Source organism: Rhizobacter fulvus (assembly GCF_964020785.1).
The window spans coordinates 4,575,634-4,597,114 of sequence record NZ_OZ224516.1 but is presented as its reverse complement, the minus strand read 5'-3'; the positions used below and the strand labels follow the sequence as shown (position 1 = coordinate 4,597,114).

The following is a 21,481-nucleotide window of genomic DNA, read 5'->3' as shown; positions in this document are numbered from 1 at the left end:
ATTTCGGGAATGACGATGCATGCCGTCGACTCGGACGGCCGCATGCACCGGACGTCTTACTCGAGCTTGAAGTCGAAGTCCTGAATGGCCTTGACTTCGGTGTCACCCGTGGTGGTGCACCCGTACTGCATCATCGCGGTCCGAACCGCCGATTCGTACACGCCGCGTGGCGTGGCGGACAGGATGTCGACCGCAATCACCTTGCCGCCGCGGATCGTCGCCTGTGCGCGCACGCTGCCGGTGATGCCTTCGCGAGCCGCCTTGATCGGCGTCTTCGGCGGGACCATCTGAGGGCAGACGACGCCGATGGACATCACGGCGGGAGGCGCAGGCGCCGGTGCCGGCGGGGCTACCGGGGCGGGAGGGGCTTGCGGCTTGATGTCGACCGGCGCAGGCGGCGTCGGCGACGGCGCGACCGAGATGGTCGGCTGCGGCGGTGGCGGCGTGGCGATCTGGACTTCCGGCGGGGGAATGTACGGCGGCGGCGGGGCCTCGAGCTTCGGCGGCGGCGGCAGCACCACTTCGGGCGGCGGCGGCGGCTTCTTGATCTCTTCGATCACCTTGGTCTCGATCGGCGCGCGGACGACGTCGACGACCTTCTTGGCCAACCCGGTGACCAACGCGTAGACCAGCAACGCGTGAAACAGGATGACAACCGAAAGCCCCACCAAGTGGCGGCGAGGGTCCGCTTGTCGCTGCGAGAAATTCATGTTCTGGGATCTCCAGATATGGTGACGTGAATCAGAAAAAAGCGAACCTTAGCATTCACAGGCTTGTGGCCGTGTAGGCGGACATCTGGAAGTGCCGCCAGCAACGCAGCGCGCATTCTAGCCATCTGCAAGAGTCGTTCCGGGTTGCGCGACCCGAGGAAACCCGCAGGGTTCGACCCGCATCGTTCAGACACGCAGCCGCGTCGCAGACACAGAAAGGGGCTCCGAAGAGCCCCTTTGAAGTCTTGCTTGCCAGGTGGTTACTTGAACGAGTACTTCAGGCCCAACGTGAAATACGTGCCCATCGCGCCCGACGAGTCCATCGGGTTGTAGTTGATGCCGCCGTAGGTGACGGTATCCAGCGGCGCGACCCGGTTGAACAGGTTGTTGATCGAACCATAGATCTGCAGGTTCTTGTTGACGTTCCAGCGGCCTGAAAGGTCCACCGTGTAGAAGCTCGGCAGCTTGGCGCAGTCGGTGTTGCCGTCAAGGCGCTCAAGTGAAAGGCACGTCGGGTCGCTGTTGTCACCGACGTTCTTCATGCTGCTGCGCCAGTTCACGGTAGCCGTCATGCCAACGGTCGCCGTTTCCCAGGTGGTGGACAAATTGACCTTGTCCCGCGGCGTACCAGCGCAGTTGGACACGTCGCAATTGCCATGCGTGCCGACGAAGTCACGCTTCGTGCCGTCGACAGTGATGTCCTCCCAGGTGGTGAGGCGCGTCCAGTGCAGGTCGGTTCTGAAGTTGCCGATATCCTGGATCTTCCAGCGGTATCCGACGTCCACGTCTACACCCGCAACCTTGGAGCCACCCAAGTTTGCGAACGGGGCGTACGCCACGATGATGCTGCCGGAATTCGGGATGCCCGGCAGGTTGTTGTCGGACCGGACGACATCAGGCCTGTTGAGCGCTTCCTGGAACGAGATCGTCTGGATATTGTTGGTCTTCTTGACTTGCCAGAAATCGGCACCAAAGGTCAATCCCCTCACAGGCTCGGCGACGAAGCCGAGGTTGAAGTTCTTGGACTTTTCCGGCTTCAGGTTGGGATTGCCCTGGCTGATGCCGCCCGCGGCGCTGCCGGTGCAGTCCGCAGCCACAGCGCCAGGCGCCGCCACACCACCCGGGCAACGGATCGGGTCGTAAGCCCCGCTCGAAGCGAAGGTCGCTTGAGCGGTCGGGCTCGACTCCGCCGGATTGGGCGCGCGAAACCCTTCCGAATAGGACGCGCGCAAGAGCAATTGGGGAATCGGCGTGAACTTGACCGCAAGCTTCGGCGTCGTTGCGCTGAAGCTGTCGTAATGGTCATACCGCACTGCGCCAGTGATCTCAACGCTCTTGAGCACAGGTACCAGCAGCTCGCCATACGCCGCCCAAACCTTTTCATCACCAAAAAAACCGTTGTAGCTTGCGAACACGGACCCGTCTTCGCTCCCGCTGAGCGACGGTGCCTTGAGGCTCAGCTTGCGGAATTCCGTTCCCAAAGCCACCGCCATCGCGCCGCCTTCCAGGTTCATCAACTCGCGAGAGGCACGGGCGTCGATGACGTCGAGTGTCGTCTTGCTCGCACTTGTGGCGCGAGTGAGAATCGATGCGCGTTGTGCGTCCGTGTTGAGGCCCGCATTGGCGCCCATCCGGTAGCCGAAGGTCGGACTGGCAGGATTGTTGAACGCATCGATCACGCCTTGGACGCGGAGCACCGAGTAGACTTGATCGAGCTTGGACTCGCTGTGCACCACGCCTGCGTCGATGTCCCAACCTGCAGCCGTGCCCTTGACGCCGACCATGAGACGCGTGACATCCACATCATTGGTGCGACGCTGCGGGCCGAATTCGCCGAACGCATAGCGGAAGCGCGCCGGAATTCCGAACGGGTTGTCAGGATGGCTGGCCGCAAGCGTCAGCTCCGGCACGTTGATGCCGGTGCCGTAACCGCGGAGTCCGTACGGCCCGACAATGGTGCCGGGCGTGGTGAGATTGCTGACGTCGAAGCCGGTCTTGTTCTTCGCGTAGCTCAGTTCGGCGGAGGCTTCCCAATCGTTGCTGAGGGCGAGCGTACCGCGGGCAAAGATCGACAGATTCTCCAGGCTCGGTTGGAAGCTGCGGAGCTGGCCAACGTCATACGAGCAGCCGGCGTCGCCGGCGATCGCCGGGCTGACCGCCCCACGCAGTGCGGTCGTGCAGGGCGAGATCAGTTGGTACGCGCCGCTGCTGGTACCGTTGCGGACATAGCCCGCCACGCTGGGGCTCACCGTGTTGCCGATCCGGTAGCCCGGCGTCCATTGAGTCGCGAGGGCGTCATAGCCCCATGGACGCACGTCGCCCTTGCCGATGTACTCGCGATCGCGATCGCGATAGTGAATTTCGCTGTTCCGCGACGCTTCGATATTGACGAATGCGTTCCACTTGTCGGATGCGATGTCGCCACCGCCCACGATGACTGCGGCCTTCGCTCTGTTGCCATCGCCGTACCTGGAGGTGCCCGCCTCCGCCTTGCCGATCGCACCCGAGAAGTTCTTGCGCAGGATGATGTTCACCACACCCGCCAGTGCATCCGATCCATAGATGGCCGACGCGCCATCCTTCAGCACTTCGATTCGCTCGACGGCCTCCAACGGGATCGTCGACAGGTCGGTGAACATTTTCTGGAAGTCGTCGGCGCGCGGGTACGGTGCGAGACGGCGACCATTCACCAGGACCAGAGTCGCATTGGCGCCCAAGCCACGCAGAGAAATCGCGGTCGCCCCTGCGGCGAAGCCGTTGCCGAAACCGGTCGGCAGCGAACCCTGCCCATCAAGCGCCAACGATTGCAGGTATTCCGTCAAGGTGGCCTTGCCGGAATTGCTGATTTCTTCCTTCGTGATTGTCTGGACCGGGTTGGCACCCTCCACATCGATGCGCTTGATGTTCGAGCCGGTGACAGTGACGCGCTCCAATTGGGCTTGTTGTGCCAAAGCAGGCAGCGCGTATGCGGCCAGAGCTGTCGCGACGGCCAAGCTAACGGGATTGAGTTTGAGCATTGAAGGGTTCCTGAAGGGGTTGAGAAGGAATCGCGGCAGCAAGACGCGGGCCACAGTGAACCGTTGTTAAGAACCGCGACGTTCTGTAAGTGAATTGTCACGTCGTGTTTTGCGCATCGCGTTCAGGGTATTCCTGCACGGTCGTCAAAAGGCGACGCAACTGGTGATCCAAAGATGGACGGCCCATGAAAAAAGGCGACAGCTTGCGCCGTCGCCTTCAGGTGGGACTACGTCACCGTCAGAAGGTGTACTTCGCGCCCAGCGTGAAGAACCGACCGACCGCACCAGCCTGATGCCAGGTCTGGTTGTAGTTGATGCCATAGGGGATGGCGAGATAGGCGTCAAAGGGTGCCTTGCGATCGAAGAGATTCTGAATCGAGATGTTGATGTCCAGATTCTTGATCGGGGTCCACTTCGCGAACAGGTCGAAGGTCGTGAACGATGGCAAGCGGCAGTCATTGAACGGCTGCCCCGCGGGCGTGAACACGCCGCAGTTGTATTGCCCAGCATCCGCGTAGAACACCCCCGTGTTGCCGTTGGCGATCACGCCGGGACCGGCCGATTCGGATACCTCCCCCTTGTGGTCGATCATCTTGATCGACGCGACGTAGTTCATCGAACCGGTCACCGTCCACGGGCCGCGATCCCACGTCAGGGAGAAGGTTGCCTTGTCCTTCGGCGTTCCCGCACCTGCGCTAAGCGATAGCGGACCGTGGGTGCCCGCGTAGTCGAGCGTATTGCCTTCCGAATCGGTGCGGCTGAACTTGTTGACGTGCGTCCAGTTCAGTTGCGCCGCAAGTTTGCCGGCCTCACCCAGGCTCATCTTGTGGCGGATCTCCACATCGATGCCATCGGTCTTCGTCGCGTTAGCGTTGCGATAGAAGCCGGTCAAGGTCGACAGGTTGCCCTCGTTGTCGTAGTACATGAACGAATTGGCCTGAGCACCGGGAAGCTGCGCCGATATCAGATTCGGCGTACCAAGCGTCCCGTCACAGGAAGCAAGACACGCGCCGCTCGGAATGATCGAAGCCGGGTCCGCAGATACGATCTCGTTCTTGCGATCGATTTTCCAGTAATCGATGGTGGCGCTGGTGCCGGCAAAGGGTTCGAGAATCAACCCGAGCGTGTAGCTCTTGGCCTTCTCCGGCTTAATAGACGAATTGCCTTGCGACAGGATGCCATAGCCCGTGAAACCGAAGCTGGATCCACCGCTCTCAGCGGGGCCGGGGGCCCGGAACGCTTCCGCATAGGTGCCTCGAATCGCCACTTGGTCGATTGGCTTGATCTTGAAGCCGACCTTCGGAGTCACGGAATCCCCAACGTCGGAGTAGTGGTCGTAGCGCGCGGCGCCGGTGAGCTCCAGCCATTTCGCCACCGGAGCACTCAATTCACCGTAAACGGCGCTGACACGGCGCGAGGCATTGAATGCCGAGTAGCCCAGCCCGACGATGGCGCCGGTGTCGGTTCCCGGTACCGGCGGGGTGTTGGCCGTTTCCCAGCGCGTTTCCGCGCCGAGTGCGATGCCCAGGGCGCCGCCCGGCAGTGCCATCAGCTCGCGCGATGCCTTGATGTCGATCGATTTGATCGAGCTAGTCGGCACGTTCTCCAACGTCGGCGACACCGCGGCCAAAACGCTCGGAGCCGTCGTGTTCGGGCTGTTGATTCGATAGGTTCCGTTGGTGAGCGCCGCTTGCATCGCGTCCCAGTTGATATAGCCGTAGTTGTCGTTCTTCAAGCGGCTCTTGATGTAGGCTGCACCAACATCGAAGTCCCAGCCCCACGCATTGCCCTGCAGGCCCTGGACCAAGCGCAACACCTGGTTATCGGTGCGTTGATCACGCCCGCCCAACTCAAGAGGCGCATAAGCCAAGGTGCGATCGGTTCCCGTGGGATTGTCGGGATGCGACGCCGGCAAGAGCATCAGGCCGTGCGTGACGAGCGGATTGAAAGGATCGCCCGGCTTGTACACACCGCCGTCATTGTTGCCGCCCAGCGTGCCATTCGATCTGGACTTCGAGTTGAAGAATCCAACTTCCAGGTACGCGGTCAGCGAGGGCGAGAACTGAAGGGTGCCTCGGCCGAAGAAATTGATTCGGTCAAGTGCGGGTTGCACCTCGGAATCCCGCAGGAAGTCGTAGCGGCACAAACCTGAGGTCGGATCCTTGTCGGCCGCCGCGCAGCTGAGGATGTTGACCCGCGTGCCGGTGCCGCCCGGCGGGGTTCGCATGACGCCGTACGGAGAAGTGGTTGACGGCGTCCCAGCCCCCAGGTACGACCTGATCGTGCCGTTCGTCGTATCGTAGTACCCGAGCGAAGTCCGATTGCTCGACCCGATGAAGCCGCGATCCGTCGACCAGATGTTCTTCTGCTGCGACGCTTCGAGGCTGAAGAAGACGTTGTACTTGTCCGTGTCGATGTTGCCGAAGCCCAGCGTGCCGAACGCTCGCGTGGTCTGGCCATCGCTGTGGCCCGTTTGACCATACGAACCGCCAATCGACGCGCCCGTGTAGTTGCTGCGAAGAATCACGTTGACGACACCACCCACGGCGTCTGCACCGTAGATGGCCGAAGCACCGTCCTTCACCACTTCGATGCGATCCACTGCTTCGAGCGGAATGGAGTTGAGGTCCACGAAGTTGCGCGTGCCGTCGTCGGCCAAGCCGTACGTCGTCATGCGCCGGCCATTGACGAGAACCAGCGTGGAATTGACGCCGAGACCGCGCAGCGAAATCGCCGACGAGCCGGACGCGAATCCGTTGGAGAACGACGAGGAAATCGAGCCTTGGCCGTCCGCCGTGATGCCGCGCAGCACCTCCTGGATCGACTGTTTGCCCGTCTTTTCGATGTCGCTGCGCGACAGCACTTGCACAGGGGAAGCAGTCTCGGTATCGGTGCGTTTGATGTTCGATCCGGTGACCGTGACGCGCTGCAGTTCCTGCGTAGCCTGTTGCGCGATCGATCCGGGACTGTACAAAGCAGCGGAACCACTGAACGCGATCAGTAGGCTTCTGGCCAGCGCTGTTCTCTTGAGCATCGGGAACTCCTGAAGGAAGGTTGCACAAAAAACGCCGCATCGAGCAAGCCGCATACCAGCTTTGTGAACTGGTCGTGACCCGTCTGCGAATGCGTGTAAAGGAATTGTCCCTGACGTAATTGCGCGAGCCGCCTAAGGGTAAACGTGTAGCGGTGCTTTGTGCTGCTCGCCAAGGACCACCACGTCTGCGGTCGAAGCGGCCGAAACGCAATACCGATGCGGGCTACAGCCACGAAGCGTGACAGCTCAAACGCGGATTTGGACCTCCGTCGCGCCGAACCCGCTGGCAATCCGAAGGTATGCTTTACGTTTCACGTTGGATCGAAGCAACACCCACTCACTCGTGAAAAGTTTCACGTAGGGCTATTCGGGCTGCCCCGGGAACACAAATCGCGGCACGGCTGCCAGCAAGGTGCGCGCATATGCCGAACTCGGCTCATGCAGAACTGTGCTCGTCGTACCGGTCTCCTCGACCCGGCCCCGATTCATGACCACGACCGTGTCTGCGGTGTACTCCACCACCCCGATGTTGTGCGTGATGAAGAGGTACGACACCCCGAGCTCCCGCTGCAAGTCGCGCAGCAGGTTCAGAATCTGCGCCTGGACTGACACGTCGAGCGCCGACGTCGGCTCATCGCAGACGATCAGCTTCGGCGCGACCGCGAGCGCGCGTGCGATCGCGATGCGCTGGCGCTGCCCGCCTGAAAACTCGTGCGGGTAGCGCTGCAGCACATCGCGGCGCAGTCCGACCTGATCGACCAAACGCTCGACGCTGGCGCGTCGAGCGGCGGCGGTCATGTCCGGCCGCAACGCCTGCAGCCCTTCGCCGAGGATCTCGAGCACGCGCATGCGCGGGTTCAACGAGGCAAACGGATCCTGGAAGATGATCTGGATCTGCCGCCGGGCTGCGCGCAGGGCCTCGCCCTCCAGTGCAAACAGGTCTGCACCGTCGAAGACGGCCTGCCCGGCGATCGTGGCCTGGCCGCGCAGCAGCTGCACGATCGCCTTCCCGGTGGTCGTCTTGCCGCAGCCCGATTCGCCGACGAGCGCCAAGGTCTGCCCCGGAGCGATCGTGAACGACACGTCATCGACCGCAAGGAAGGCACCACTCGCGCGCTGGAGCAAGCCCCGGCGTATCGGGAAACTCACGTGGAGGTTGCGAACGTCGAGCAGCGGGGCGGCAGCGCTCGCCTGTGCGCGCGATGGCGCCTCGAAGCGCAGCGTGGACGGTTCGCCGCGGTCGATCGCCGCCGGCGCGGTCGCGCCGTCTGCGTACAGCAGGCACCGCACCTGCCGATCCGCCAGATCGATCAGCAGCGGCGGCGTGTTGCGACACGCTTCGACCGCACGATCGCAGCGCGGTGCGAATCTGCAACCGTCGAACGTCTGCCACAACGGCGGCACCATGCCGGGAATCGCCGCCAGCGCATCGCCGCGCCTGGCGCTGTCGGGCAGCGCACGCAGCAGCAGGCGCGCGTACGGGTGCTTCGGCGACGCGAAGAACGCATCGGCCCCGCCGACTTCGATGATCTGCCCCGCGTACATCAGCGCGACCCGGTGCGCCATGCCGGCCACCACCGCCAGGTCGTGCGTGATCAGCAGCAGGCCCATGCCCTGCTCTTTCTGCAGCCGCTTCAGCAGGTCCAGGATCTGCGCCTGGATCGTCACGTCAAGTGCCGTGGTGGGTTCGTCGGCGATCAGGAAGTCGGGCTCGGACGCCAGCGTCATCGCGATCATCACCCGCTGCTTCTGCCCGCCGGACATCCGGAACGGGTAGTCGTCGATGCGTCGCTCGGGCTCCGGGATGCCGACCTTGCCCAGCCAGTCGATCGCCTTCGCGCGCGCCGCGGCACCGCGCAGCGCCGTGTGGGCCTGGATCGCCTCGACGATCTGGTCACCGATACGCATCACCGGATTCAGGCTGGTCGACGGCTCCTGGAAGATCATGCCGATGCGTCCGCCGCGCACCGCCCGCATGCCGGACTCGGGCAGCGCCAGCAGGTCGGCGCCGGCCAGCGCGACCTCGCCGCGCGCGACCCGGCCGTTCTCGGGCAGCAGCCGCATCAGCGCGAGCGCCGTCATGCTCTTGCCGCAGCCCGATTCGCCGACCAGCGCAAAGGTCTCGCCGCGCTCGATCGCCAGGCTCAGCCCGTCGATCGCCTTGACCAGCCCGGCCTCGGCGTCGAGCTCGACCGCCAGATCGCGCACGTTCAGCATCGGGCAGACCTCATGCGTCGACCGCCTTGCGCCACTTCGGCCGGAACGCCCGCGACCGCGGATCGAACGCGTCCCGCACGCCATCGGCGAACAGGTTGGCCGCGAGCACCAGCGTCACCATGAACCCGAACGCCGCGGCGAACGACCACCACACCAAGGGGTCACGGCTCATCTCGGTGCGGGCCAGGTTGATCATGCCGCCGAAGCTGTTCATCGATGGGTCGACGCCCACGCCCACGTACGACAGCACGGCCTCGTACAGGATCAGCGCCGAGAAGTCGAGCACCGTCGTGATGATGATCAGGTGCACCACGTTCGGGTACACGTGCCTCGCCATGATGCGCAGCGGGCGCACGCCGAACGCGGTCGCCGCCTGCACGTACTCGAGCTGCGCGAGCTTCATCGTCTCGGCGCGCAGCAGGCGGCACAGCGCCGCCCAGCCGGTCAGGCCCAGGATCACGCACAGCATGAACAGGCGCACGTCGGCGCGCTCGGCGCCGGTCTCGAAGAGGTCGGGATGGGTGTCGATGAAGACCTGCATCATCAGCACGCAGGCGGCGATCAGCAGCACGTTCGGGATCGAGGACAGCAACGTGTAGAGGTACTGCACCACCTCGTCGACCCAGCCGCGCAGGTAGCCCGACACGATGCCCAGCCCGACCGCGAGCGGCAGTGTCGCGATGGTCGACAGCGTGCCGATCACGAACGCGGTGCGGATGCTCTTCAGCGCCTGGTAGAACACGTCGTTGCCGGTGCGGTCGGTGCCGAACACGTGGTAGTGCTGCGCCAGCGCCGCGAGCGGGCCGAAGACCATGCACAGCAGCAGCACCGTGACCAGCACGGCACGCCACGGCAGATCGGTGTGGCCCTGCATCACGTCGCGCCAGCCTCGGCGGAGGTCGGTTCGATGGACCCGCGCGACCACGGCAGACACACCCAGCGCGGCGATGCCGGCAAGCATCGCGCCGAACGCGAGGCCGACGCCTCCCCGGAGCAGCACGTCCTGCAGCCATTCCGTTTCGTCGCGCAAGCGTTCGCCGCCGTGCAGCAGACGTGGGTACGTGCGCTGGATCTCGCCGTCGACGGCGATCGAATCCTTGGTGAACCCGCGCATCGCCAGCGGCGCCGAGTAGGACGTCTCCCGCCCGTCGATCTGGCGCGCGAGCAGCACGTCGAGCAACGATTCGGTGCGTGTTCCGTACGCCTGCTGCTGCATTGCGCCGGCGCCCGGCGCCTGGGCCAGTGCGCGCCGGAAATGAACACTGTCGATCACCGCCACCGCGAAGAACAGCACCAATACGACGCCGGAGCACATGGCGGCGCGGTCGCGCAGCACCTTGAGCCAGGTGGCTTTCAGGTTGTCGCTGCGAGCGATGCGCAGCCCGTACAGCACCAGCCCGAGCAAACTGGCGATCACCACCACGTCCGACCACAGGACGACGATCTTGGGCAGCAGCATCAGGCCAGCCTCACCCGCGGGTCGACCAGCGTGTAGGCCACGTCGATGACGATGTAGCTCGCGATGTAGATCAGCGAGCCGACGAACACCATCGAGCGCACGATCGCGAAATCCTGCCCGGTGATCGCCTCGATCACGTACGAGCCCAGCCCCGGGATGCCGAAGAAGCTCTCGAACACCAGGCTGCCGAGGAAGACGTACGGCAGGTAGCTCCCGGCACTCGTCAGGATCGGGATCAACGCGTTGCGCAGCACGTGACCGAACAGCACCCTCGGTTCCGCCAGGCCCTTGGCGCGAGCGGTGCGCACGTAGTCGCGTCCCAGTTCCTCGAGGAACATCGCGCGGTACAACCGCCCTTCACTGCCCAGCCGCGAGAGCAGCGAGAGCATCACGGGCAGCACGAGGAACCGGGCCGCGTCCCAGCCGGACTCGAAGCCCGAGATCGGGACCAGATGGAACACCCGCGAGAACAGGAACTGCCCGACGATGATGTAGAACAGCGCGCTGATCGACAGCATCAGCACGCAGGTCACCACGCCCCAGAAGTCGATCGCCGAGTGCCTGAAGAACACCAGCAGGAGCGCGAAGCCGACGCTCGCGACGATCTGCAGCAGGAACAGCGGCACCGCGAGCTGCAGGCTGATCAGCATGCGGGTCGCGATCTCGTGGCCGATGTCGGTCGCGCTCTTCGAATCGGAGCGGCCGAAGTCCAGCGCCAGCAAGGACACCGACCGGTCCCAGAACACCGTGTCGGTCGCCTGGCGCGTGCCCTGCGCCTGAGCGTTCCAGTACAGCGGCTTGTCGTAGCCGCGCTCGACCTTCCACTTCTCGATCTGCTCGTGGGTGACGCGCTTGCCGCCGATGTTCAACCGCGCCATGTCGTCCGGCGTGTTGACGGTGAAGAACAGCATGAAGGTCACGAGGTTCACGCCGATCAGCACCAGCACGCCGTACAGGCAGCGCCGCACGAGGTAGTTCAGCATGTCAGGCCTTCGCCTCGGCGGCGCGCAGGCCACGGGCCGTCATGCGCTCGCGCGCACGGAACGCGCGGCGCGCGATCCAGGCGAGCAGCAGCACGCCGAGCGCCATCAGCCCCAGCGGCCAGACCTTCGGCCGGTTCCATTCCGCCTGCAGGCGTGCGCGCATCGGTGCGTCGACCTTGTAGTACAGCGCGCGGTCGTTCGTGAACAGGCCGTATTTCGCGTCGCCGACCCACTTCTGGTACGCGCCGGCCGAGTAGGGGAAGTAGCCGAACGCCCACGGCGCGTCGCGACGCAGGATGTCGACCATCTCGTCGACCAGCTTCTGTTTGGCCGGCCCGTCGTCGAGCAGCGCGAGCTGCTTGTAGCGTCGGTCGAACTCGGGATTCTCGTAGTTCGCGGTGTTCTCGCCCTCCACCTTGGCCTTGGAGTTCGGGCCGTAGAAGAGGAACAGGAAGTTCTCGGCGTCCGGGTAGTCCGCGAACCAGCCCCACCAGAAGATCTGCTGCTTGCCCTTGAGCATCTTCTCCTGGAACTGGTTGTAGTCGGTCGCACGGATCTCGAGCTGCACGCCGACCTTGGCGAACTGCTTGACCATCCAGTCGAGCTCGGCACGGTACTCGGGCGTCGGCACGCGCTGGTAGTCGTAGTTCAGCACGAGCGGCTTGCCGGTCCTCGCGTCGCGCCCGTCCGGGTAGCCGGCCTCGGCGAGCAGCTGCTTCGCCTCGGCGATCGAGCGGCGCACCGGCTTGCCGTCGACCATCCTGTGCGTGACCGGGTTGATGTCGCCCGGCGTGCCGTGGCGCGAGCCGAACGTCCCGCCCGGCAGCGGCCCCATGGCCGCCTCGCCGGCCTTCTGGGTGAAGACGCGGCCGTAGCCCTCCTCCCAGTCGATCGCGATGCTGAGCGCGTGGCGCAGTTTGCGGTTCTTCTCCTGCTGCTCCGGTGTGTCGCCCTTGCCGACGACCGGGTCGAGCCAGTTGAAGCCGAGGTACCAGTTCTGCGGTTCGACGCTCTTCGGGAAGCGCATGCCGCGCTCCTCGAAGCGCCGCTTCACCTCGTCCGAATCGTTGGCATCTGCGAGGAAGTCCGGGCCCCAGTCGTTGCGCTCTATTTCCGGCACGTCGAGGAAGCCTTGCGTGAACTTCGCGCGCAGCGGCGTCTTGTCCTTCTCGGTGTTGAAGACGAGCTTGTCGAGGAACGGCAAGCGCTTGCCGCAGTCGTCGAGCAGGCCGAGCTCCTCGTCGCCGGGCATGCCCTCGCACGGGTAGGTGGCGCCGTGGTAGTTCGGGTTGCGCACCAGCACGTGGCGCCGGTCGGGGTCGTACTCGACGGCCATGAACGGGCCGCTGCCGACCGGCCAGACGTCGAGCGTCAGGCTGTTCTTCGCCATGCCGGGCTGGGCATAGAACTTGTCCGCCTCCCACGGCACCGGCGCGGTGAAGGTCATCGTCATCCAGTACTTCCACTGCGGGTACTTGCCCTTGATGCGGATGCGGTACGTGTACTTGTCGAGCGCCACCGCGCCGGCGAGCGGGTACTGGCGGAAGTCGAGGAACGGCTTGTCGAGGGCCGCCGGATCGCCGCCCTGGCGCAGCTTCCTGTCCTCGGCCCGGATCAGCTCGCCATAGTCCTTCAGGCCGATCACGTACTCAGAGAAGATGCCGAAGATCGGCGTCTCGATGCGCGGCGTCGCGTGGCGCTTGAGGGCGTAGACGAAGTCGTCGGCGACGACCTCACGCGTGCCGGTCTTGTCGAAGTCCAGCGGCGAATGCTTGTCGCGCACCTGCGCCGCCGTCATTGCGTGGTACAGGTAGGCACCGTTCGCGTCGGTCGCAAAGGCCGGGTGCGGCGCGTAACGCATGCCGTGCTTGATGTGGATGTCGTAGACGCTCTCGGCGACCCGTTCGCCGGGTGCATCGGCGGGCAGCGGCTTGCCGTCCTTGTCGAGGTAGCGCGGCTCGGCCAGCGCCTCGGCGGCCTTCGGCACCACCACGTAGGGGCGCTTCAGGTAGTGGTACGCGTACGGTGCCTCGTAGATCGAGTACATGTACGGCACCTCGTTGACCGCGTAGGACGCGGTCGGGTCGAGGTGGCGCGGCGAGCGCTCCTGGAACGCGATGAACAGCGTGTTGGTCGATTCGCTGCCCTTCGGGTTCGGGCTGTTGTCGCATCCGGCCGTCAGCGCCGCGATGCCGATCGCGAACGCGCCCAGCGCAGCGCGCGCCGTTCGGTTCATGCGTGTGCCGCGTGAGCGTGCACGTGGTCGTGCGCGGGCCCGCCGGCATGGCGGTGCTCCCAGCCGATCAGCACGTTGCGGCCGTCGACCAGCAGCGTCACGCGCGCACCGACCGGCATCGTCACCTTGGTCGGCACGTGGCCGAACGGCAGGCCGGTGAGGATCGGCGTCTTCGTCAGCGTGCGCAGGTGCGCGACGACGGTCTTCATCGAGAACCCGCGGTCGTGCGGCGCCTTGCGCCAGGCGCTGAACTCGCCGAGCACGATGGCCTTCTGCGCGTCCAGCACGCCGGCCTGGTGCAGCTGCAGCAGATTGCGTTCGACGCGGTATGGGTGCTCGTTCACGTCCTCGAGAAACAGCACGCCCCCCTTGATGCGCGGGAAATACCGCGTGCCGAGCATCGAGTTGACCATGCACAGGTTGCCGCCCCACAAGGTACCGCGCGCCTCCAGCCCGTCGAAGCCGGCCTCGGTGCGGAAGCCGACCGCTTCGAGCGCGCCGCTCATCGCCTCGAGGAAGCAGTCGCGGGTGATCTCGTCGACGCCGCCGGCGTCCTCGCTGCGGCCGAAATCGTCGGCGGCCAGCGGCCCGGCCCAGGTGATCGCGTCGGCGCCGAGCTTGGGCTGGGCGAGCAGGCCGAGCTGCAGCGTCGTCATGTCGCTGTGGCCGACCCAGCGTGTGCCGTGCGCGATGCTGTGCGCGATGGCCTTCCAGTCGATCCGGTCGAGCAGCCGCGTGAGGCCGTAGCCGCCGCGCGTGGCCATCGCGATGCTCGGCGCCGCGGCGGCGATGCGGTGCAGCGCGTCGAGCCGCACCTCGTCGTCGCCGGCGAAGCGCCGGTGGCGCGCACGCGCGGCGGCGTCGATCTGGACGTCGAAACCGAGTGCCTTCAGGCGCTTTGCGGCCAGGGTCAGCGGCGCGGAGCGCACCAGCACGCCCGCAGGCGAGAACAAGGTCAACAAGGTCATCGGTTCGGTCACGGTGAAGGCGGCTCGCTGGCGAGCTCGGTGGCCTCGCCGGCCGGGATATCGGGCGCTTCGGCGGCCGGCCGCGGCGCGTCGAGCGGGTTGGCACGGCGCTGCCGGTACTGCTCGCGGCGCTCCGCGAAGAAGTCGCGCAGCACGGCGCCGCATTCGTCGGCCAGCACGCCGCCTTCGACCGCCGTGTGGTGGTTCAGCTGCGGCTGCGCGAACAGGTCGACGACCGAGCCGGCCGCGCCGGTCTTCGGGTCGCGCGCCCCGAAGACCACGCGCTTGAAGCGCGCGTGCATCAGCGCCATCGCACACATCGCACAGGGCTCGAGCGTCACGTACAGCTCGCACTCGGGCAGACGGTAGTTCGAGACCAGCTGCGCGGCGTGGCGCAGCGCGACGATCTCGGCATGCGCGGTCGGATCGTGCTCGGTGATGGGTCGGTTGTAGCCGGTGGCGATCACCTGCCCCGCGCGCATGATCACCGCGCCCACCGGCACCTCGCCGACCAGCCACGCGTTGTGGGCCTGGTCGAGCGCGATGCGCATCGCGTGCTCGTCGGCGGCGGGATTCGGCTCCGTCACGATCAGGGCGCGGCGCGCGCGCCGCGGTCGGCGCCCTGCTGCAGTGCCCGCTCGGTGCTCTGCTTGAACTGCTGCTGGATGTTCTGCGCCTGCTGCGGCACGGTCAGGCCGGTCGTGTCGGCGGCCACGCCCCCGGGCATGCCGCCGGGGATCGCGAGCGTCGCGCCGTCGCGGTCACCGGTGCCCGTGACGCCGGCCGTGCCGGCGGCCTGGTTGATGCGCGTCGAGACGCCGCTGCTGCTGATGGCCTGCAGCTGCTTCTTGCCGACCGTGCCGACGATCGCCAGCACGATCAGCAGCGACAGCACTCCGAAGATCATGCGCATGTCTCACCCCCGTTTTGGTCGCGAATTGTCGCCATGCCGGGGATTATCCAGGAGCCTGCCAGCCATGGCAGCGGAGGTTCGTCAGCATCGCACGGGTCCCGCGGCAACAAGCTTCTGCAAAACGCGGTGGCCGGCCGCATCGGCGTGTTCGAAGGCGACGGCAGGGACCTTCGCATCGGGCGGGCGCAGCAGTCGCTGGTTGCTGGGACGCAGTGAAAGCCTGCGGAGCGGACGAGTCTCTTCCGGCGAATCGGAGAACGCAAAAGTCGGGCAGTCGCAAGGGAATTGCGAGCTGAATACCATTCAGTTGCTTTTGAGACTCGTCAGTTCACTAATTGAACTATTCAGTTCTGAGCATCGGTTTTCGGAGCCTGTCGCTGTCGAGGGCCGCAAACCCGCCCGCCGATTCAATCTTCAAGGAGAGACACGATGAAACGATGGTTCAAGTATCTGGCTGCACTCGGCCTGGTTGCGTCGCTCGCTGCCTGCGGAGGTGGTGACGACGAACATCCCGCTCCGGGCAACATCGCCGAGGTCGCGCAGTCGAACAACCTCACGGCGCTTCGCGCGGCAGTGACGAAAGCAGGGCTGGCGACGGCGTTGACCGACCCGAACGCCAGCCTGACGGTCTTTGCCCCGACCGATGCGGCTTTCAGTGCACTCGCGACGAAACTGGGGTTCGCCAGCGCAGGCGCACTCGTCGACGCCCTTCCGGCCAGCACGCTGGCGAGCATCCTGACGTACCACGTCCTGCCCGCCAGGAAGTCGGCAGCCGACCTGGCGGCAGGCGGCGCCATGCAGCCGACGCTGTACACGTTCGAGGGCACGAGCGCCAAGTTGACGCTGTCCACGACCGCCGGTGTCCAGATCAGCGACGCTGCCCTCACCTCGGCCAACGTCACCACGGCGGACGTGCCGGCCAGCAATGGCGTCGTTCACGTCATCGACAAGGTGCTGGTGCCACCCGGTGTGCTCAACATCGTTCAGATGGCGCAGGTCAACCCGATCTTCTCCACGTTGGTCGGCGCGGTCGTCACCGCCAACCTGCAAGGCACGCTCAGCGGCTCCGGCCCTTTCACCGTGTTCGCGCCCACGAACGACGCATTCGCCGCGATCCAGACGACCGTCGCCGGGCTGTCGACCGCGCAGCTGGCCCAGGTCCTGACGTACCACGTGCTGCCAACCCAGGTGCTCGCGGCAAACATTCCCTTCGGCACCCCGGTAACGACCGTGGAAGGCGAAACGATCACCATCAACGCCGGCACGCCGCCAACGATCACCGACAAGACCGCCACGCCGGCTCCCATCGTCGCGACGGACGTGCGTGCCAGCAACGGCGTGATTCACGTGATCGGCAAGGTCCTGATTCCGACGCTGTAGGGTCGTCGCCTGCCATCCCGCCGCCTCGGATCAGAACGGCTTTCCCGGCCCCTATTCCCATTCGATGGTGGCGGGCGGCTTGCTGGAAACGTCGTAGGTGACGCGATTGATGCCGCGCACCTCGTTGATGATGCGGCCCGAGACCTTCTTGAGCAGCGCGTACGGCAGTTCGGCCCAGTCGGCGGTCATGAAATCGCTGGTCTGCACGGCGCGCAGCGCGACCACGTAGTCGTAGGTGCGGCCGTCGCCCATCACGCCGACGCTCTTGACCGGCAGGAACACCGCGAAGGCCTGGCTGGTCAGCGCGTACCAGCTCTGGCCGCTGGCGGGGTCGATCGTGTTGCGCAACTCCTCGATGAAGATCGCATCGGCGCGGCGCAGCAGGTCCGCGAACTGCGGCTTCACTTCGCCGAGGATGCGCACGCCCAGCCCCGGGCCGGGGAACGGGTGGCGGTAGACCATGTCGTGCGGCAGGCCGAGCGCGACGCCGAGCTCGCGCACCTCGTCCTTGAACAGTTCGCGCAGCGGCTCGAGCAGCTTCAGGCCGAGCTGCTCGGGCAGGCCGCCGACGTTGTGGTGGCTCTTGATCGAGGTCGCCTTCTTGGTCTTGGCGCCGCCGGACTCGACCACGTCCGGGTAGATCGTGCCCTGCGCCAGCCACTTGGCACCCTTGACGGCCGATCGGCCGTCAACTCCAAGCCTTTCGCCTTCGGCCTTGAGCTTCGCTGCCTCGGTCTTGAAGACTTCAACGAACTCGCGGCCGATGATCTTGCGCTTCGCTTCCGGGTCGGTCACGCCGGCCAGGTGGCCGAGGAACTGCGCGCTGGCATCCACATGGATCACCTTCGCGTGCAGCTTGCCCGCGAACATCTCCATCACCATCTTGCCTTCGTTCAGGCGCAGCAGGCCGTGGTCGACGAACACGCAGGTCAGCTGGTCACCGATGGCGCGGTGGATCAGCGCCGTAGCGACGCTCGAATCGACGCCGCCCGACAGGCCGAGGATCACCTCCTCGTCGCCGACCTGCGCGCGAATGCGTGCGACCGCCTCGTCGACATAGCTGCCCATCACCCAGTCGGGCTTGGCCTTCGCGATCTCCAGCACGAAGCGGTTGAGCAGCTCGCGGCCCTGCACGGTGTGCGTCACCTCGGGGTGGAACTGCACGCCGTAGTAGCCGCGCGCCTCGTCGGCCATGCCGGCGATCGGACAGCTGGGCGTGCTGGCCATCAGCTTGAAGCCCGGCGGCAGCGCGGTGACCTTGTCACCGTGGCTCATCCAGACCTTCAGCATGCCGTGGCCCTCGGCGGTCGAGAAGTCCTCGATGCCCTGCAGCAGCTTCGTGTGGCCGTGCGCGCGGACTTCGGCGTAGCCGAACTCGCGGTGATCGGCGGCCTCGACCTGGCCGCCCTGCTGCACCGCCATCGCGAACATGCCGTAGCAGATGCCGAGCACCGGCACGCCCAGGTCCCACACCGCCTGCGGCGCGCGCAGTTCGTGGTCCTCGTAGGTCGAGGCGTGGCTGCCGGACAGGATGATGCCCTTCGGGGCGAACTCGCGGATGAACGCTTCGCTGACGTCGTTCGGGTGGATCTCGCAGAACACGTGCGCCTCGCGCACGCGACGCGCGATCAGCTGGGTGACCTGGGAGCCGAAATCGAGGATCAGGATCTTGTCGTGCATGAGGTGGTGGTGTGAAGTTTCGACTCGGAGATCACGCGGCGGCGAGCGCCTGCCGTTTGCGGCGCTCGCCGCGGAAGTGACGCAGCGCGATCAGCATCGACGCCGCCTGCAGCGCGGCGCAGAAGTAGAACGGCGCGCCGATCTTCCAGTCGCCCCGCGGCAGGTGCGAGACGGTCGCCAGCAGCGGTGCGCCGATGGCCGGCGCGATCACCGCCATCATGCTGTTCAGCGACGCCACGGCGCCGGCGGTGCGGCCCTGCGTCTGCGGGTCGGCGGCGTTGGAGATGATGCTCTGCATCGCCGCGGTGGACGCGAAGCCGAGCACGTTGACCAGGATCGCCGCGATCAGCATCCAGCCTTCCGTGGCGGCGCCGCACGCGAGGTAGAAGACGATCGACGACACCAGCCCCATGATCGCCAGGCGCTGCGGCGAGAAGCGCTTCAGCAGCCGGCCGAGCAGCACGCCTTGCACCAGCACCGACATCAGGCCGATCGCGAACAGCGACCAGCCGTTCTGCGTCGGCCCCCAGCCGAACTTGAAGGTGGTGTAGAGCACCCAGGAAGTGTGGGTCATGAACTGCACCAGGCCGCTGAGCGCGATCACGAACACCAGCGAGCCCACGCCCTTCAGTTCGCGCAAACCGCGCAGCGACGTGATCGGGTTGGCCTCGCGCAGCACGAAAGGCTGGCGCCGCTCGACCGGCAGCGATTCCGGCAGCACGAAGTAGCCGTACAGCCAGTTCAGGCAGGCCAGGCCCCCGGCCACGAAGAACGGCAGGTGCAGGTTGATGCCCCCCAGGATGCCGCCGAGCACCGGCCCGAGGATGAAGCCCATGCCGAGCATCGCCCCGAGCTTGCCGAAGGCCTGGGCGCGCTGCTCCGGCGCGGTGATGTCGGCCACGTAGGCATTGGCCACGGCGATGTTCGCCTGCATCGCGCCACTGAACAGGCGCACCACCAGCAGCATCCACAGCGCGGTCGCCAGGCCGGTGATGAAGAAGCTCAGCGCGAAGCCGCTGAAGCCGATCAGCAGCACCGGCCGCCGGCCGTACCGGTCGGACAGACGCCCGAGGATCGGCGATGCGAAGAAGTTGGCGATGCCGAAGGCGATCGTCACCGCGCCGTACCAGAACGCCTGCTCGGCCTGCGAGGTCGTGAACGTGCCGACCAGCGGCGGCAGCACCGGGATGATCAGGCCGACCGCGATCATGTCGATCAGCACGGTCGCCATGATGAAGGGCATGGCCGCCTGGCGGCCCGCGCGGGCTTGCTTCATGCGCAGCCCCTATTCCATGCGGTAGTTTGGCGCTTCCTTGGTGATCTGCACGTCGTGCACATGGCTCTCGCGCATGCCGGCCGACGAGATCTCGACGAACTCGGCCTTGTCGTGCATCTCGGCGATGCTCGCGCAGCCGCAGTAATGCATCGAGGCGCGCAGCCCGCCGGCCATCTGGAAGATCACCGCCACGACCGAGCCCTTGTACGGCACCTGGCCCTCGATGCCCTCGGGCACGAGCTTGGTCGTGTTCGGGTTGTTGCTGCCCGACGCATCCTGGAAGTAGCGGTCGGCCGAGCCCTGCTGCATCGCGCCGATCGAGCCCATGCCGCGGTAGCTCTTGTAGGTGCGGCCCTGGTACAGGATGGTCTCGCCAGGCGCCTCTTCGGTGCCGGCGAACGCGCCGCCCATCATCACCGTGTCCGCGCCGGCGGCGATCGCCTTGGCCAGGTCGCCGGAGTAGCGCACGCCGCCGTCGCCGATCAGCGGCACGCCGCTGCCCTTGAGCGCCTTCGAGACCTGCTCGATCGCGAAGATCTGCGGCACGCCGACGCCGGTGACGATGCGCGTGGTGCAGATCGAGCCCGGGCCGATGCCGACCTTGACCGCATCGGCCCCGGCCTCGACGAGCGCCAGCGCGGCCGCGCCGGTGGCGATGTTGCCGCCGATCACGTCGACGCTCGGGAAGTTCTTCTTGACCCAGCGCACGCGCTCGATCACGCCGGCGCTGTGGCCGTGCGCGGTGTCGACGACGATCGCGTCCACCCCGGCGCGCACCAGCAGCTCGACCCGCTCCTCGGTGCCGTCACCCACGCCCACCGCCGCGCCGACGCGCAGCTTGCCCATCGCGTCGCGGGCGGCGTTCGGGAAACTGGTCTGCTTGGTGATGTCCTTCACCGTCATCAGGCCGCGCAGCTCGAACTCGGGGCTGACCACCAGCACGCGCTCGAGCTTGTGCTTGTGCATCAGGGCCTTGCCGTCCTCGATCGTCGCCGACTCGGGCACCGTGACGAGGCGCTCGCGCGGCGTCATGATCTCGCTGACGGGCGCGTCGAAGCGCGATTCGAAGCGCAGGTCGCGGTTCGTGACGATGCCGACCACCGTCTTGCCCTGCAGCACCGGGAAACCCGAGACGCCGTGCTGGCGGGACAGCTCCATCACGGCCCGCACGGGGGTGTCCGGCGTCACCGTGATCGGGTCGCGCAGCACGCCGGATTCGTAGCGCTTGACCCGCGCGACCTCGGCGGCCTGCTGCTTGGGCGTCAGGTTCTTGTGCACGATGCCGATGCCGCCCTCCTGCGCCAGCGCGATCGCGAGGCGGGCCTCCGTCACCGTGTCCATCGCCGCGGAGACCAGCGGCAGGTTCAGGCGGATGTTGCGGGACAGGGGGGTCGACAGATCGGTGTCGCGAGGCAACACCCGGGAGAACGCTGGCACCAACAACACATCGTCGAAGGTGAGCGCTTTGCCAAGAAGGCGCATGGGAAAAGCTCCTGACGCAAAAGCGAATTATACGGACAGCCGATGCGCGTACTAAGCCACGCTTGGCAACCCGCGGCCTAGTCGGTCGGCGGGCCGCCGCATACACTCGCGCTCATTACAGTTCAC

The 21,481-nt window shown here is 65.9% G+C and carries 14 protein-coding genes and 1 pseudogene; 2 read left to right on the top strand and 13 right to left on the bottom strand.

From position 1 onward, the window contains the following. Window positions 1-56: 56 nt before the first annotated feature. From ACWH49_RS21875 to ACWH49_RS21830, 10 genes are all read right to left on the bottom strand, one after another. On the bottom strand, window positions 57-668 hold the full coding sequence (locus ACWH49_RS21875; RefSeq protein ID WP_448173372.1) for an energy transducer TonB: 612 nt from the start codon (window positions 666-668) through the stop codon (window positions 57-59). A 302-nt stretch (window positions 669-970) separates the two neighbouring features. After that, entirely contained in the window at window positions 971-3,727 is a 2,757-nt protein-coding gene (locus tag ACWH49_RS21870) for a TonB-dependent receptor (RefSeq protein ID WP_448173371.1), read from the bottom strand. Between the two features lie 238 nt (window positions 3,728-3,965). Next, window positions 3,966-6,761: a TonB-dependent receptor gene (locus ACWH49_RS21865; RefSeq protein ID WP_448173370.1), complete on the bottom strand. Its 2,796-nt coding sequence runs from the start codon at window positions 6,759-6,761 to the stop codon at window positions 3,966-3,968. A gap of 363 nt (window positions 6,762-7,124) precedes the next feature. After that, a complete protein-coding gene (locus ACWH49_RS21860; protein ID WP_448173369.1) occupies window positions 7,125-8,978 on the bottom strand; it encodes an ABC transporter ATP-binding protein in 1,854 nt (617 codons plus the stop codon). A 10-nt stretch (window positions 8,979-8,988) separates the two neighbouring features. After that, a complete protein-coding gene (locus ACWH49_RS21855) occupies window positions 8,989-10,431 on the bottom strand; it encodes an ABC transporter permease (RefSeq protein ID WP_448174380.1) in 1,443 nt (480 codons plus the stop codon). A 5-nt stretch (window positions 10,432-10,436) separates the two neighbouring features. Next, window positions 10,437-11,420, bottom strand: coding sequence for an ABC transporter permease (locus tag ACWH49_RS21850; protein WP_056468999.1), 984 nt, complete (start codon window positions 11,418-11,420; stop codon window positions 10,437-10,439). A gap of 1 nt (window position 11,421) precedes the next feature. Further along, window positions 11,422-13,656, bottom strand: coding sequence for an ABC transporter substrate-binding protein (locus ACWH49_RS21845; protein WP_448173368.1), 2,235 nt, complete (start codon window positions 13,654-13,656; stop codon window positions 11,422-11,424). Next, entirely contained in the window at window positions 13,653-14,624 is a 972-nt protein-coding gene (locus tag ACWH49_RS21840) for an LD-carboxypeptidase (RefSeq protein WP_448174379.1), read from the bottom strand. The genes ACWH49_RS21845 and ACWH49_RS21840 overlap by 4 nt, the downstream gene beginning before the upstream one ends. Window positions 14,625-14,632: 8 nt before the next feature. Beyond that, on the bottom strand, window positions 14,633-15,175 hold the full coding sequence (gene tadA / locus ACWH49_RS21835) for a tRNA adenosine(34) deaminase TadA (RefSeq protein WP_448174378.1): 543 nt from the start codon (window positions 15,173-15,175) through the stop codon (window positions 14,633-14,635). Window positions 15,176-15,213: 38 nt separating this feature from the next. Then, entirely contained in the window at window positions 15,214-15,537 is a 324-nt protein-coding gene (locus ACWH49_RS21830) for a hypothetical protein (RefSeq protein ID WP_448173367.1), read from the bottom strand. 90 nt (window positions 15,538-15,627) lie between these two features. Between ACWH49_RS21830 and ACWH49_RS21825 the strand changes: the two are divergent. Continuing rightward, window positions 15,628-15,744: pseudogene (locus tag ACWH49_RS21825) on the top strand (putative inorganic carbon transporter subunit DabA); the annotation flags it as partial. Window positions 15,745-15,966: 222 nt separating this feature from the next. Next, window positions 15,967-16,917: a fasciclin domain-containing protein gene (locus ACWH49_RS21820; protein ID WP_448173366.1), complete on the top strand. Its 951-nt coding sequence runs from the start codon at window positions 15,967-15,969 to the stop codon at window positions 16,915-16,917. A 51-nt stretch (window positions 16,918-16,968) separates the two neighbouring features. On the opposite strand, the gene guaA is transcribed toward ACWH49_RS21820, so the two are convergent. The 3 genes from guaA to guaB are packed head-to-tail and all read right to left on the bottom strand — an operon-like array spanning window position 16,969 to window position 21,355. Beyond that, window positions 16,969-18,597 (bottom strand): glutamine-hydrolyzing GMP synthase, encoded by a 1,629-nt coding sequence (gene guaA, locus ACWH49_RS21815; RefSeq protein WP_448173365.1) that lies wholly within the window; start codon window positions 18,595-18,597, stop codon window positions 16,969-16,971. A 31-nt stretch (window positions 18,598-18,628) separates the two neighbouring features. Beyond that, on the bottom strand, window positions 18,629-19,873 hold the full coding sequence (locus ACWH49_RS21810) for an MFS transporter (protein ID WP_448173364.1): 1,245 nt from the start codon (window positions 19,871-19,873) through the stop codon (window positions 18,629-18,631). A 9-nt stretch (window positions 19,874-19,882) separates the two neighbouring features. Beyond that, window positions 19,883-21,355 (bottom strand): IMP dehydrogenase, encoded by a 1,473-nt coding sequence (gene guaB / locus ACWH49_RS21805; protein WP_448173363.1) that lies wholly within the window; start codon window positions 21,353-21,355, stop codon window positions 19,883-19,885. Between the last annotated feature and the right edge of the window lie 126 nt (window positions 21,356-21,481).